The organism is Paenibacillus sp. LjRoot56, assembly GCF_964253335.1.
GTDB classification, from domain to species: Bacteria; Bacillota; Bacilli; order Paenibacillales; family NBRC-103111; genus Paenibacillus_E; species Paenibacillus_E allorhizoplanae.
Genome location: NZ_CAXURV020000002.1, coordinates 496,531 through 512,657 on the forward strand (window position 1 = coordinate 496,531; position 16,127 = coordinate 512,657).

A 16,127-nucleotide genomic window follows, 5' to 3' on the forward strand; every position below is an offset into this window, starting at 1 on the left:
ATTGCATTTATCTCAAAAAGTGAACGGAGAAATGGTCACTGTGGAAGTCGGTGACATCGAACTAGATCAACAATACGACGTCATTGTAGCCGGTCTTGGTACATCAGGCGCGATTGCTTTAATAATGGCAGCCAGCAAAGGGCTGAAAGTGCTTGGCATTGAACGAATGAATTGCATGGGAGGCATGGGAACGGCTGGATCCGTTAACGGCTACTACTTCGGATCCTCAGGTGGATTATACGAGCAGTTAGATCAAAAAGTAACGGCGCTAGTCGATACCGTCTACACGAAGTCAAGCGCTTACAACGTAGAAGCGAAGAAATATGTGTTGGAGCAGGAAGCGATAAAGTACGGTGCAGAGCTTGCCTTCGAATCCGCGATTACGGGCGTTTATTTGGATGGACAACAAGTGAAAGGCGCGAGTTGGGTCGGACCTGATGGCATACAATCGGCTAGCTGTAAGGTGCTGATCGATTGCACGGGAGATGGTGAAGTGTGCAATCTGGCTGGTTGCACATTTAATTACGGCAGGACGTTAGATGGAAAGACGCAGCCTTTCACGAGCGTTAAGGTATTTGCGGCGGGAAACAAAGTGAGCTGGCGAAATTTCGATTCAGGTTGTACGAACCAAACGGATGGGAATGAACTATCCAAGGCACTCGTATTTGCACATGCCCAACATTTGGAAGATAGTTATTCGGATGAGAACCGTCTGCTGCACTTGGCTCCACTGTTAGGAATCAGGGAAGGGCGTTTGATTGAAGGAGAGGAAACGGTTACACTTCAACATTTCTTTGCTGATGAGACCTCCAACAAACCGGTATTTTATGCGTATGCAGATATTGATAAGCACGGCCGTGACAACGCTTTTGAGAGTCAGCTACTGAAGGATTGGTTCGTAGCAAGTAATCTAGGTGCTGTTAATGTAACCGTTCCCATCCCGCTCGGGGCCATGATTCCGAAGGGGTTTGAGGGGCTGCTTGCTGCAGGGCGCTGTCTGGCTGTTGATCACGATTTGTCTACATGTGTCAGGATGAACCGTGATATGCAAAAATCTGGGGAAGCAGCGGCAACAGCGGCGTGGCTGGCGATTACCAAAGGAACGTCCATCAAGGAGATCTCCTATGAGGAGTTAATCGCGCATCTTGCGGAAACAGGCTGCTTTAACCCTGCGAATAATAAAGGCTATCAATTTGCCTATCCGGGGGATCGGAAACCAGCGCAGCCGATTACATGGCTAACGGATCCTGCGGAGATTCATCAAGGCTTGACCAGCATTCAACCGGGGGTCGCTATATGGTCTTCAAGCAGGCTAGGCGAATCGATACGCGAATCGTTGAAGGCATGGATACATGAGGAAGATGAGAAGCTTCGTAAACACAGCGCTTTTGCTCTAGCGCTGATTGATGATGAGGCTTGCCTTCCCATGCTTAGGGAAATGATGAGGGAGCGAGATGCTGTCATGCTCCAGGACTGCAGAAAAAACAACCAACTTCGTGGATATATGGCTATTTACCTTCTAGGAAGAATGCGGGATAAGGATGTTGTACTGGAGCTGATCCGCCTCATCACGGATCCTGAAGAAATGGAAAGGCCGCTCTATCAACTGGAGGACGGCGCAGATAAAGTACGTCAAAATAAATACAATGACGTATATTTTCAATTTTTTTCTCATTCCATCATGGCATTGATCCATATCGGCGAGCATCATACTACGTTGCAGGAGGTGATTGGAACAGCTTTAAAGCAAGCGGTTGGCAATGGTGAGTATATCGAAAGAATTACGCATAAACCGAATGGTACTTATCTTTATTCGATCGCCGAGAATATCCGATCGGTGGTCGAGCGCAAGCTTTTGCGTTGGGCATAGTAAGGATTATAGCAGCGTGGAGAAAGCAGAAGCGACTGGGCATTCATTCTATGGCAAAGGAAGGGAATGTATCATGCAAATTAAAACAGGTGAGAAGCAACACAAGCAAGTTGGTAGGCTTATCGTTCTGGCATTCATTAGTTTTCTGCTTCTGTGGGTTGCTATTCCTGCGAAAACGTGGGCTGACGATCCACTGCCTGATGCGGCACTTCGTGATGTATTGGGGGAAAATGACATCGTTGTGGACAATACGGATACTGCCGTTACTAGGACGGGGACATGGAGCACAGGCACTAGTAATCCTGGCAAGTATTTTGGAAGTAATTACGAGTTCGTTAACGGTGGTACAGGGCAGGTGCAAACCATTAAATATACGCCGAGTATACCCCAAACGGGGGTTTATGAAGTGTTCATGGTGTTCAGCTCCTCTTCCAATCGTGCGGATAATGTAACTGTTCAAGTTTCCCATCAAGGGGGGGTTGCTACGCAAACCGTGAACCAGGAAAAGAATGGCGCAGTCTGGTATCCGCTGGGGCAATATACGTTTACCGCTGGGAGCAGCGGCTATGTGCAGATTAACGTCTCTGGGGCGAATGGTTATGTGATAGCAGACGCCATACGCTTCGCAGTACCCGTACCTGATCCTGTAGATCCGGGTCCACTTGCAGTCAACGAGCCATTAGGACCGGTCATTTTCCGTTCTGGCTTCGAAGCGGGTTCAGTGGGAGTGACTGATCCCTCAGACACAGGTACAATTACGCGAATAACTGGCACGGATACTTCGGTTTCAGCCCCGAATGATTGGACCACACATTTGAACGGGTATTCCAAATTTGGCGACCTGGTCTTCGAAGGGCATTCCGGTGGCGACACGTCCACTTCAAGATTCGCCAAGATCGTATCTGATCCCACACCTGGCGGGAGCGGGAATAAAGTGCTTCAGTATTGGTTGGGAAATTCCGGCGGATCAGCGGATCGGGGGCGTGTGCAAGCGCTACTCAAGAATAATACGAATCTGACAGAAGTGTTCTACAAATACCGTATGTATCTCCATCCCGATATTGAGCTAGTGAAGCAAAGTGTAGATCCTAACGGTTGGTTTACGTTGGCAGAGTTCTGGAATCAGCCTAGCTGGACCTCAGGCGCACAGTACCCATTTCGAATGTCTCTTAATTTGACTAAGGATCTAGGTGTAGGGAAGCCGTTTAAACTTCGTATTTCAGGTCAAACAACGCCGACTTCAAGTGAAGATGACACGACCCAATTCGTGACAATATGGGAAGAAAGAAATGACTGGAATGTGCCCACTGGTGTCTGGTTGAATATGGAAGTGTATTACAAGCAAGGTGATGGGAATTCAGGCAGATTCTATCTGGCCATTACGCCTGATGGCGGAGAAAAGCGGGTAGTGTTCGATGTGACCAATTGGACCTACCACCCACAGAATCCAGCACCAGAAGGGCTCACGCATTTTCACCCTCTTAAATTATATACCAGCCGATCACTGACGAACTTTGTTAAAGACCACGGCGGCGCGCTGCAAATATTTTGGGACGATCTGGAGTTCTGGCCATCGATGGCCCCAGATGCCGCTCTGCGAAATGCAGTAGGACCTAACGATATCGTTGTAGACAATACAAGTACGGGAGCAGTCAAAACAGGTGTCTGGTCTACTGGTAACAGTAATCCTGGTAAATTTTACGGCAGCGATTACAACTTCGTTAATAACGGCACTGGTCAGACTGCAACTTATAGCCCTGTCATTTCCACCGCCGGCATGTACAGAGTCTACGCGACCTTCATTGGCTCTTCCAATCGTTCCAATAGCGTACCTTATACGATCTTTCATAATGGTGTAACCTCGACAGTGTCGGTCAATCAGAGAATTACCTCCTATCATAAAATGTGGTATCCACTTGGGGATTATTATTTCTCGTCGGGCACAGGAAATTATGTACAGATTAATAGCGCGGGAACTAGCGGCTATGTCATGGCGGATGCCATTCGTTTGGAGCCGTTATAAGCCCGATTCAACTAGATAGGGATTATACAGTGTACAAGGAGGTAGTATGTTGAGAAGAACAGGGAAACTAACTATTGCACTGTTTGGACTGGCGGCAGGATTATTACTCCTGCCCTCGGGCCACACGCGTGCAGCAGCCGAGGTGTTACCCATTGTGGTGCAGGACACTTTCGACGACGCAGAGGGAAATAGCGATTTGGCGGACTGGAGCTATCCAGCAACCACCGTTTCAATCGTTGACCGACCAAAAAACGGTGGAACAGAAACGTTAGAAGAGGGCAATAAAGCGCTGATGTCAACGATTCGTACGCTAGGCGCCGCACACAGACCCGTGAGAAAGTTTCCTTCCTTAAGCGGTAAGCTAGAAATCAACTATGATCTGCGGTTAGATGGTAAACCAATCGATCAGATTAAATTACCGGAGATTTATGCTGGTGCTACGTTGCTAACTTCCATTTCGGCTATTAACTCCACGATTAACGCAGAGAACTTCTTCCGCTTTGATATTCCTACCGGCCCCACCAAAAGAATCCGATATGACAGCATGCCCTTCAAAACCTGGATGGCGGTAAAAGTAGAGATGGACACGGAAACCGATTTGTTTTCTGTCTGGGTAGACAATACGAAGGTTGCGGACAACCAACCCTTTTATAACGATGCCAAAATTACCGAAATTAATGAGATTAGATTCAGTCTGACCAAAAGTAACCCCGCCGCACCTAATTTCTATGTGGATAATCTGATCGTGAGAGGGATTCCAATTCCAGCCCCCGACGTGAGGGAAACCAAGCTAACGATACCACCAAGTGTGCCTGTGGCAGCACATATTCGGAATGAGCATCCACGGATATTCATTCAGGATTTTCAGGATATTAAGCGTAAAATCTCTTCAGATTACATTCCCATGAATTGGTACAGTCGCATCAAAGCTCAAGCCGACGAATTGTTAAATACGCCGGTAAGGAGTTTCGGGACGAATCCAGATAACGGGGCTGTGCTGGAACATGCGCGGGAAATGGAGAACCGCACCTTCCTTCTGTCTATGGCTTTCCAAATGGAGCGGGAACGGAAGTATCTGGACCGACTATGGCTGGAAATCCAGAATACCGCTTCATATCCTACTTGGAAGCCAGAGAGCTTCCTGTCCGTAGCAGAGATGCTTCAGGCTTACGCTGTCGCCTATGACTGGAATTATTATGATTGGACAGAGGAACAGCGCAAGCTAATTGTAGACACCATGCTCGATAAGGGATTGACGTACGGTGTCGACCGGTATAATGGCAAAAGCCAAGGGGGGACTCGATTTACGGAAGTTACCCATAACTGGAATGTGGTTTGCAATGGGGGATTGATGATAGCGGCCTTAGCCATTGCCAATGAATATCCCGATGTAGCTGAATTCGTTCTAGAAAAAGGAAGCGAAAACATCAAGAAAGGCTTGACAGCTTACGCACCTCTAGGTGCTTACCCAGAAGGGGCTATGTATTGGGCATATGGGACCAATTATTTAACCTATACGATGGCTGCTTTTGAAACCGCTTTCGAAGCGGATTTCCAGCGTCCGGCAAAGTACAAACTATATGAAGCACCTGGCGTTGCCAAAGCACCCGAATTTCCGATTTATTTGGCAGGCATGACGGGCTCCTTCAATTATGGGGATAGCTCCATTGGGAAAGTCAACTCACCGACGATGATGTGGTTTGCAAAACAATTCAATAAACCGCAGTATGCCTGGTATTACTTACGAAATCAAGAGGCAGCCGAGGATAGTGCCAGCGTGACATCCAGGGGAACTGTATACGCTTTACTATGGTACAACTCAGCGTATCGATCCATTACGGAAAGCTTCCCTCTAGATAAGGCCTATCAGAATCCAACTGGTACGAACAGTGTCTTGATGAGAAGCTCATGGCAGGATACAAACGGTGTGTATGCAGGGCTAAAGGGAGGATATAACCGGGAAAATCACTCGTCCCTCTCCATCGGAACCTTCATCCTAGAGGCAGAGGGTCAGAGGTGGGCAACCATGCGAGGAGCCGGCAACTACGATTGGCCTAACTATAATGACCTCACTGGGGGACGCTTCCAATATTACAATAATCGGGCGGAAGGTCAGAATACACTGGTCATCAATCCGGCCAAAGGCGGCGTTGACCAAGATATCAATGCGACAGGTACTGTTGTAGATTATCAGAGCAATTCCACCGAGGCGTTCGGAATCATGGACATGTCACAGGCGTATGCACGGGATGTGACAAGTGCCCGGAGAGGCATGCGGCTATACGATGACCGCTCTAAGGTGCTCGTGCAGGATGAGATCACGGCGACACAGCCTGCAGATGTCTGGTGGTTCATGCATACGGCTGCTTCCATCCAGATCGCCGATAATGGAAAGTCTGTCATGTTAACCCAGAATGGGAAAAGAATGTGGGCACATATCGCAGATGGACCGCAGGATGCGACCTTCAGCGTCATGGATGCGAAACCTTTTCCTTGGTCGCCTAATCCGACAATTCAAAGCAGCAACTATGGGACTAAGTTGGCTATTCACATGAAAGATGTAACAAGTGCTCGTCTGGCTGTACAGTTTGTCCCTTTGCAAAGTGGAGAAGCACCGCCAGATGAACATGCAGAGGTTGTCAACTTGTCGGAGTGGCATGCTGACCCTGATCATCTCCTGCTGTTGAGCGAGAAATTAGGGGATAATGCGGCACTTCTTGCGAACAGCCCTTATGCCTATGCGGGTGGTACGAAAGTCATGGTGAATGCAAGTAATCCTGTCGTTAGCCCAGTGGAGGTAGATGGGGAGTTGATGGTGCCTGTAGAATTTACCGCCAACGCGCTTGGAGCCAGTGTGGAGCGAGATGAAGCAAGTGGGACGACGATGATCCGATATCAGGATCGGCTAGTTGTCTTACCTTTGCAAGAGCAGACACAGGGTTCGAATAACGAGTCGGTTACTCCATCCAACCCCGGAATTCCGCAAGAGGGCAACAAGGTAATCGGAAACTCGGTGGAAGTAAGTCCGATTGTGCAATCAGACGGCCCCGCTAGAGGAAAGGTAGATAGTAAAGCTTATTTGGATGCTTTGAAGCAGGCAACACCTGACGCCAATGGCGTGCTAAGAATAAGATTGAATGTCAAACCCGTTGATAAGGCAACTTCCTATATCCTGGATCTTCCCATCGGTACAATGAAAGCGCAGGGGAGCAAACTAGTCGTGGAGGTAGGTACTCCAATTGGCGAAGTGATACTACCAGGCAGCTTGTTCACTCAAACGGAGTCAACTCGGATTGCATTGGTCATGGAAAAGGTCAACCCAGCTCAATTGGATGGTTTAACGCAAAAGGTGGTTGGTGATCAACCGATTATTCGAGTGAATCTGTTAACTGACGTCGCCATTCCGAAGCAAGATACCTTGCTTCCGTCTATCGGAATTTCTCTCCCGTATAAGCCGACAGCTGAGGAACTGGCGAATTCTGAGCATATCGTCGTATGGCGTATTGGAGCGGATGGCGCAGTTGTTCCTATCGTGGATAGCAAATATGATCAAGCAACAGGTAGGATTGGCTTCCATGTCCGCAGTTTGGATCCTACGTTATTCGTTGTAACTTTCGTAGATAAGAAATTCCAAGATTTGAACGCGTATGCCTGGGCGGACAAAGCTGTCCGTGTACTAGCATCCAAGGGTATTATTGCAGGTATCTACGAAGCTAACTTCGCTCCAGGTGAGCAGATGACAAGGGCAGATTTCCTTATGTTACTAGTAAAGTCTCTCGGTTTGTCGGCTGCTTTCCAAGATAATTTCAGTGATGTGGACGCGAAGGCTTATTATGCTCAAGCTGTCGGGATCTCCCGTATCTTGGGAATAACCGAGGGCACAGGAGGCAATCAATTCGACCCACAGACGCCGGTATCCCGCCAAGATATATTCACTTTGACGGCTCGTGCATTACTGATTGCTGGCAAATTGGAGCAGATGGGGCTGAAAGCGGATCTTGCTTCCTTCAATGACGGAGCGGAAGTGGCATCGTATGCGAGAGAGGGTATTTCGCTCTTAGCAGGAGCAGGTATCCTAGAGGGAGACGGACAAGGGATACGCCCTAAGGAGCAAATCACGAGAGCGGAAGCAGCAATCATGCTATACCGGATATATAACAAGTAAGCGCCCATCGGGGCGAGGGAAGTAGGCAGCTGCGACGACCTTCGCCTTGGGCATTTAGCTTACGGTAGCATGTGTATAGGAGGAGGATGACAATGAAACAAAAAAGAATGACCTTAAAGGCTTTTCTTCTTGTGATGATTCTTGCTTTGCTAGTAGGCAATGTCCACGTTGTTGAAGCTGCTGTGTTGGAGGATGCCCTGGGAATGCATGATATTGTCATTGACAATAGTAACTCGGGGGTAACGATTCAAGGAGCTTGGGACACAACTTCTACGGCTAGCAATCCTGAAAGATCAATTGGCAATGACTATTCGACCGTAAAGCCAGCCGACCACAACGGCCAATTCCTGCAATACAATACGCCTGCTTCATTTCAGCAGGGGAGATACAAGGTTTATTTATCAACGTATCGATCACAATCTAACCGCTCTACGAATGTGCCAGTAGATATTTTTCATTTGAATGATGTTAATGTCACAACGCTAAGTTCAGTCACGGTGAGCCAGAAGGGGAGCACAGGTGCGGTTTGGATTCTGATTGGTGAATTTGAATTTCAAGAGGGTGACGGCAACTATATTCAAATAAAAGTGGATGGCGCTGAAGGCCATGTGTTAGCGGATGCTGTGCGATTCCAGCCGATGTTTACGCCCACGCCTCCCAACCTAAGTAATGATGCGACGCTTTCAAGCTTGCAGGTCAATCCTGGCTTAATTGATTTCAATCCCCAGATCAAAGACTATAATTTGGATGTTCTGGGGAATGTGTACAGCAGTATCAACGTAACACCTACAGTTACTTCAACTGTTTATAAAAGTCTGCAAATCAACGGACAGGAGACGGTATCGGGCAGTACCTATACGGTTCAGCTAATGCCAGGCAGCAATTCCATAGCTATTGTAGTTACTGCGCAGGATAATACGACTCTTACGTATAATCTTCAGATCAATCGTATATTGCTAAGCAATGAGGCGTCCTTGAGCAACCTGACACTCGACCGGGGGACGTTGGACTTTAGTCCGGATGTGACCAGTTACCAGGTGCAAGTGGGTGATGAAGTGAACAGTCTGGAGGTGACGCCAGTTGTTCTATCAGCAGTGTACAAAAGCCTTACGGTTAATGGCCATTCCCAATCTTCAGGCGTTTCCTACCAGATGCCTCTAGTAACAGGCAATAATGTGATCGCTATTCAAGTGATAGCGCAAGACGGTACAACTAAGGAGTATACCGTACATGTGAGCAAACAGGGAGAAGTGGCCACGCTGAGCAGCTTGTTTCTCACCAGAGGGGCCTTGAATTTCAGTCCGTGGCGAACAGCATATAGCATCTATGTGGGCAATAAAGTAGACACACTTGCATTGACGCCTGCCTCTACGTCTGGGTTTTTCGATCATATGACAGTTAACGGAGTTCCTCATGTTTCAGGTATGCCTTATAACATCCCATTGACTGTAGGGGAGAATTCAGTTGCCATTGAAGTGACGTCAAAGGCACAGCGACAAATGATGTATATGGTCAACATCACACGTTTGGATGCTAAGGCCAATGCTCAGATGGTCAATGGCACTGTAACACTTCCTGCGGAAAAAATTGCGGAGGCGTTAGGGGTACATTTGCATGAAGACACTTCGGGTCTACTTGTTTATAGTGAACGCCCTTTTGAATTCGCCAGTCCTGCGGATACTGCTCTACAAGAAGAACTGACGCGACTCCTCAACCTTCGATTGAAAGTGGATGGTGAACATGCTGCATTTTTCAATCCCAAACAGACAGAATATCGTCTTCTGCTGGCAGCAGATGGGCACATTCCTTTCATTGACCTCGAGAGTGGGGCTGGAACGAGCTTTACGGTGAAACAGGCAGTGAATCTTGATGAAGCAACCATTCTGACTATTGAGGGTGTCGGCACCTATTCGTTCACATTCGTGGAGGATACGATTGCGGACACATCACCTCCTGCGCTTGCGGGACTCAAAGTAATGGTTGAAGGTGAAGAGGAAGTGGAATTTGTACCTACTTGGATTCCAGTGGCATATGTAGATGCTAATGACGGATATGCGAATGTGAATACGCCAAATAAGACAATAGATAATGATCTGAACACCAGATGGTCGGCTACTAGCCAAGGTGAGGTTAAATGGATTCGTTACGATTTGGGAAGTAAGGTCAATGTTCACTCGATGTCTGTTGCAGGATATTTGGGCAATGAACGTTCCTACAATTTCGATGTAGAGATTTCGGATGATGGGGTGAACTGGCAGCAGTTGCTTCCGATGCAGGCAACTAGCGGAACTGTTCTGTATCCAGAGATGTTCCAACTGGGAGATGTTCAGACCCGATATGTCAGGCTGCCATCTTATGGCTATGGTCCAACACGGGATGGTTGGAACGGATTTTCTGAGGTTCGTTTCTATTCCAGTCAGGAACAGGCCAATTTAGATGCTTCCAAATGGGATGAGTATTTTGCTCCTTCTTCTAATAAATTGGGGGACCAATTGAAGTTGTCAGTGAAAGGATTGACATCAGAAGGTGTTGAGCATAATTTGAACCCAGATACGACCACAATCGCGTTCTATACCGATAATGCTGCGATTGCTGAGGTGGATCAAGCGGGTCATGTTCTGCTGACTGGGGTAGGAGAAGCACGCATCACTGTCATGGCAACGCAAGGGGATGCTGTACGGCTGGGCAGTCTCATCATTAGTGTTAGTAATTAAGAATGCAGTATTGGACCCGTCAGAGTAATCTTCTTTGACGGGTTTTTCTCACCTAGAAATCGCTAACTCTGGCTATACAACAAACTATTTTGAAAACGAGGCGCCATGCAAGGTTAAACCCCTTGCATGGCGCCTTTTTCATGTTTCAGGCTGCCCACACACCCAACCTGTTAACCCAACGAAAACATGTATATTGAGCAAGCGGCCTCCTATGGATATGCTTGGGACATTCAACGGAGGGAGTGGACAGAGAATGACACAAGAACAATGGATAAGAGACGCCTGGGAACAAGGCGTCCGCAAAGTAAAGAACACGAGCCTGCGAGTAGGTGCAGCATTTCCTCACGGTTCGAACGAGGGTCAATTTCAATTAACTTCGCCGCATTACTGGACAGCAGGCTTCTGGCCTGGGATCCTATGGCTCATTTATCAAGATCGCCAAGATGAACAATTGCGCCTCTTGGCAGAGAGCTGTGAAACACAAATGGATGCTGTTATTGAGGCTTACGAGCCTCTAGATCATGATATGGGTTTCATGTGGACGCTAACTTCGATAGCGAATTGGCATCTCACCGGCAATGAGCAGTCCAGACGCCGAGCTTTGAAGATTGCCAGTCATTTGGCGGGGCGATTCAACATCAAGGGAAGCTTCATTCGCGCTTGGAACAGCCCGGAGCGCGTAGGGTGGGCGATCATCGATTGCATGATGAATTTGCCGCTGCTCTACTGGGCGTCGCAACAAACGAACGACCCTCGCTTTAAGCATGTTGCAGAGGGCCACGCGGGAATGGCCGCCAAGCAGTTTATTCGCGAGGATGGCTCCGCGTATCATATTGTCTGCTTCGACCCTGAGACGGGCGAACGTACCGGTGCGCTTGGTGGCCAAGGCTATGCGGAAGAGTCCGCATGGGCACGGGGGTCGGCCTGGTCGATCTATGGCTCGGTGCTCAGCTACCGTCATACCGGCCGTGCCGACCTTCTGGCAGCAGCGGAGCATGCAGCCTCATTCTTCTTAGCACACTTACCCGAGGATAAGGTGCCGTATTGGGATTTCCGATTGCCTACCTTCGATGGGGCATCGCGCGATACAAGTGCTGCAGCGATTGCGGCAAGCGGACTGCTGGATCTGGCTGCAGTATGTGCAGGCGATCGGGCACTCTTTTATAAGGAACAAGCGTGTTCGATCTTGCAATCCTTATCTCAGCATTATTCCGCAGATGATTCCGAAGAAGCGATCCTACTCTCTGGTACGGGCAACGTGCCCATGAATCAGAATATCAATAAGCCGCTGATTTACGGTGATTATTACTTTATGGAAGCATTGGCGAAGCTGCAAGGACATCCCTCTTTCTGGGAAATAGGAATAGCTAAAGCCTAATATATCAAGCCATTCGTGCATGTATATACCTAGAAAAAGTGTATATTGGACAGCTAATATCCGCATTATATCAGCCTGTTAACTGATCGAAATCATGTATATTGTACGGATGACGGATCAGCAGGTACGATGAGTTCAAATTACAGAGCAAGGAAGTGACACCGATGAGTCAGACACTCCCTCCTTCATCACCAGCGATGGTTAATCCGAAGGCGAGTAAAGCAAAAAACAAAAGCAATTGGCTAGTAAGGAAGTATGGCAAACGCGTATTAAAACAGAACATACCGTTGTACATCATGTTTGTGCCTATCATCCTTTTCTTCTTTATATTTAAATACTACCCGATGACGGGGCTCGTTATTGCTTTTAAGAAATACAGCTTTATTAAAGGGATCTGGGGCAGCCCTTGGGCAGGCTTGGACAACTTTAAAATGATCTTTCAGACGAAACAAATTTTTAGTATCGTTTGGAACACTTTAAAACTGAGTGGATTAAGCATCGTCATTGGCTTCCCGGTTCCGATCATATTAGCGCTGCTGCTCAATGAGGTAAGAAGGACTCAGTTCAAAAAGCTAGTTCAGACGCTGGTTTATCTGCCGCATTTTCTCAACTGGGTTATCGTTGGCGGCATTGTTGTTACGGTATTCTCCCAAAGTACAGGAACGCTCAATCATCTGATCGAAAAGATTTTTGGTGAATCGTATCCATTCTTATATAAAGAGTTTTCCTGGATTTCCATTTTTCTGGCATCAGGTGTTTGGAAGGAAGCCGGTTGGAACGCGATTATTTATCTTGCAGCACTAACGGCCATTGACCAAAGCTTATATGAAGCATCCAGCATAGATGGCGCTAATAAATGGCAGCAAACCACTCGTATTACATTGCCGGCAATTCTGCCAACGATCATTATTATGTTAATTCTGAAGATCGGACATCTGATGGAATTAGGCTTCGATCAAGTGTTTGTCCTGCAAAATAATGCCACCCTTGAAATCTCCGAGGTCATTAGTACCTTCATGTACAAAATCGGAATTCAGCAAGCGAATTTCAGCCTTGCGACAGCAATGGGGTTATTCGAATCCTTGGTTGGTTTAATCTTGGTGCTCGTAGCCAATCGCATTGCACGCAGCTTCGGCCAAGGCTTATGGTAGGCAATCACATGACGTACTGACAAAAGTTAAGAAGGAGAAGCTTATGAAGCATACACGAGGAGAGAAGGTATTTTACGCCCTCAACAATATATTTTTAATGATCATTGGTCTCAGCTGTTTGTTGCCGATTATTCATATCCTAGCGTTGTCACTGAGTGATAAACATGCGTTAATGTCAGGAACGGTTAGCTTTTGGCCTGTTAATTTGAGCTTAGACGGCTATAACGCGCTGTTCAAGGAAAGCCCAATCATCAAGGATTTTACGAATAGTGTGATTATTACGGTGGTAGGGACATGCTTGAATATCGTGTTCACAATCCTAGCTGCATACCCCTTGTCCAAGCGTTATTTTATCGGGCGCAAATTCTATTCGTTCGCTATTATTTTCACCATGCTCTTCTCAGCGGGTCTCATTCCTACTTATTTATTAGTCCAAAAATTAGGGCTCATCAATAGCTATGGTGCTTTGTGGTTACCTGGTTTGATCACGGTGTGGAATCTCTTGGTTTTGAGAAGCTTTTTCGAGGGATTGCCAGAAGAGTTGGAAGAGGCTTCGCGTATTGATGGTTGCTCCGAATGGCGCTTAATCATTCAAATTGTGTTGCCATTGTCATTGCCAGTGCTAGCTGCATTAACCTTATTCTATGGGGTAGGCCACTGGAATGCTTTCATGAATGTACTGATTTATATCAATGATTCCAGCAAGCTGAATTTAGCAGTACTCGTGCAACAAATGATTCAGAATCAAAGTTTGATGCAGGAGCTGACAAATACACAGCCTGAATTAGCAGCAGCAATCACGCCAGAGGGTGTTAAAGCGGCAGGGGTTATTGTTATGACATTACCGATGTTAATCGTATATCCATTCTTACAACGGTTTTTCGTCAAGGGTGTCATGGTCGGTGCTGTAAAAGGATAATGGTAATTCCTTGAAAGGGGTGATGTGCAGCACTAAACATGGTAGTCTTAGTTTTACAAGTAGATGAAATTATTGGGGTTATCTTAAAATTGCACGTACATTACATGAGGGGTGACTTATTCATATGAAGAAAATTAGCAAATTAAAAGCAACATCCATTTCCTTAGCATTAGTACTCTCAAGCACGACACTACTAGCAGCTTGTGCATCGGATAAAAAGACAGAGAGTGCAACAACGACACCAGGCGCTGCAAGCACGGCTGCGGCAAGTGCGAAACCAGCTGGACCTAAGCCGAAGATTACGGTTTCCATTTATGATCGTAACAATGTACCTGAGGGTGAAGGCACAATTACAAATAACCGCTGGACGAAATGGATTAACGACAATGCTCCGGTGCAAGTTGAGTTTATCCCTGTTCCACGTACGAACTCTTCGGAGAAGTGGAACGTACTGTTCGCTTCGGGGCAAGCACCTGACTTAATCATGGAATTCTCAAATCCTTATATGAAGGATTTGGCGTCCAAAGGGCAAATTATTCCGCTTGATGATGCCATTGCGAAGTATTCCACGAATTACAAAAAGGTGATTGGTGGCAATGAGTCATTACAGAAATTAACAAGATTTAATGGGAAAACGTACTTCTTTGGTCGCACGCTTCCTTTTGCAGCCAACCATTATGTGATGGTTCGCCAGGACTGGCTGGATAAATTAAAGCTTCCAGTGCCAAAAACAACGGAAGAGTATCTCCAAGTTGCCAAAGCATTCACAGAACAAGATCCTGACGGTAATGGCAAGAAAGATACACTTGGTTCGACTTTCTGGGACGTAGACTATATGTTCCAACTAGGGCAAGCGAGTGATGAAACATTGCCAATGATCACGTCCTATCATCTGATCAATGATCAATATGTACGGACATGGGATCGTCCAAAAGCAGATTTAGCATTCAAAAAGAGTTTGTATGATGCTGGCACTGTAGATAAAGATACGTTCACAGACAAAAATATGGCTAAAGCACAGCAAGATTGGGTGAACGGCAAGCTTGGCATCTACGGTTCAGATGTAATTGAAGGAGCTAAAGGTTACGATGTCTACAATACGCTTATCAAAAATAATCCAGATGCCAAAGTGACGATTCTACCGCTTCCGAAGTCTGAAATCGGTCAATTCTCACCAGCTGGTGCTGTGCCTATGCAATTTACATCCGCTATTAATGCAACTGCCAAAAATGTAGAAGCCGTAGTTCAATATGTGGATTGGTTAATGAAACCTGAAGTTCAACAGACGTTGCTGTATGGGATGGAAGGCGTTCACTATAAAATGGTAGACGGTTGTCCGAAACCAATTGATACAGAGAAAAACAAGAAAGAATTAAATTGGAATGGCGATTTCCAAATGATGTCTCAAACAGGCGAGATGGGGAAATGTGTGGAGTATACAAACACATTGGATCAATCGAAGCCAGTTGATAAAGCGTATGCCGATTTGATCAAACAAGCTAAAGCGGCTTATATCACACCAGATCGTCCAACAACGTCCGAGGTTGTACTTCCAGTTACTCTGACGGATGATCTGACAGTTATTAAAAACACGTTGAAGAATACATTGACAAATATTTATACAAAAGCTGTTGTTGGTGGAGCAAGTTATACGGTTGAACAAGCAATGAAAGATGCACAAGAGGCTTGGGAAAAAGGCGGCGGTAAGAAAGTCGACGACTTCTATACAAAAGCTTATACGGATAACAAAAAAGACGTTATTTACACGAAAGATTATTATAAATTGTTGACGAAGTAAGTTAACTAGAATCATTTACACAACCAGTTAAATCAATGCTTTAGTCCATCATGTGCTTCCTTCCTGCTGCAAGTTAGTTTGGAAGGAAGCATATTTTTTCAATACAATG

At 46.5% G+C, this 16,127-nt stretch carries 8 protein-coding genes; all 8 read left to right on the top strand.

Annotation, left to right across the window (positions count from 1 at the left end; translation table 11 throughout):
* Nucleotide 1: 1 nt before the first annotated feature.
* The 8 genes from ACSQ8O_RS14865 to ACSQ8O_RS14900 all read left to right on the top strand — a co-directional run bounded on the left by ACSQ8O_RS14865 (nucleotide 2) and on the right by ACSQ8O_RS14900 (nucleotide 16,018).
* A complete protein-coding gene (locus ACSQ8O_RS14865; RefSeq protein WP_436242319.1) occupies nucleotides 2–1,870 on the top strand; it encodes an FAD-dependent oxidoreductase in 1,869 nt (622 codons plus the stop codon).
* A gap of 73 nt (nucleotides 1,871–1,943) precedes the next feature.
* Nucleotides 1,944–3,893, top strand: coding sequence for a hypothetical protein (locus ACSQ8O_RS14870; RefSeq protein ID WP_436242320.1), 1,950 nt, complete (start codon nucleotides 1,944–1,946; stop codon nucleotides 3,891–3,893).
* A 46-nt stretch (nucleotides 3,894–3,939) separates the two neighbouring features.
* A complete protein-coding gene (locus ACSQ8O_RS14875; RefSeq protein WP_436242321.1) occupies nucleotides 3,940–8,058 on the top strand; it encodes an S-layer homology domain-containing protein in 4,119 nt (1,372 codons plus the stop codon).
* A gap of 92 nt (nucleotides 8,059–8,150) precedes the next feature.
* Nucleotides 8,151–10,772, top strand: a complete 2,622-nt coding sequence (locus ACSQ8O_RS14880; RefSeq protein WP_436242322.1) for a cadherin-like beta sandwich domain-containing protein — start codon at nucleotides 8,151–8,153, stop codon at nucleotides 10,770–10,772.
* Nucleotides 10,773–11,025: 253 nt separating this feature from the next.
* Nucleotides 11,026–12,150 carry a glycoside hydrolase family 88 protein gene (locus ACSQ8O_RS14885; protein ID WP_436242323.1) on the top strand — a complete coding sequence of 375 codons (1,125 nt, stop codon included), beginning with the start codon at nucleotides 11,026–11,028 and terminating at the stop codon, nucleotides 12,148–12,150.
* A gap of 164 nt (nucleotides 12,151–12,314) precedes the next feature.
* Nucleotides 12,315–13,301: an ABC transporter permease gene (locus tag ACSQ8O_RS14890; protein WP_436242324.1), complete on the top strand. Its 987-nt coding sequence runs from the start codon at nucleotides 12,315–12,317 to the stop codon at nucleotides 13,299–13,301.
* A gap of 43 nt (nucleotides 13,302–13,344) precedes the next feature.
* Entirely contained in the window at nucleotides 13,345–14,220 is an 876-nt protein-coding gene (locus tag ACSQ8O_RS14895) for a carbohydrate ABC transporter permease (protein WP_436242325.1), read from the top strand.
* Between the two features lie 124 nt (nucleotides 14,221–14,344).
* Nucleotides 14,345–16,018, top strand: a complete 1,674-nt coding sequence (locus tag ACSQ8O_RS14900; protein ID WP_436242326.1) for an extracellular solute-binding protein — start codon at nucleotides 14,345–14,347, stop codon at nucleotides 16,016–16,018.
* The last annotated feature ends 109 nt before the right edge of the window (nucleotides 16,019–16,127 follow it).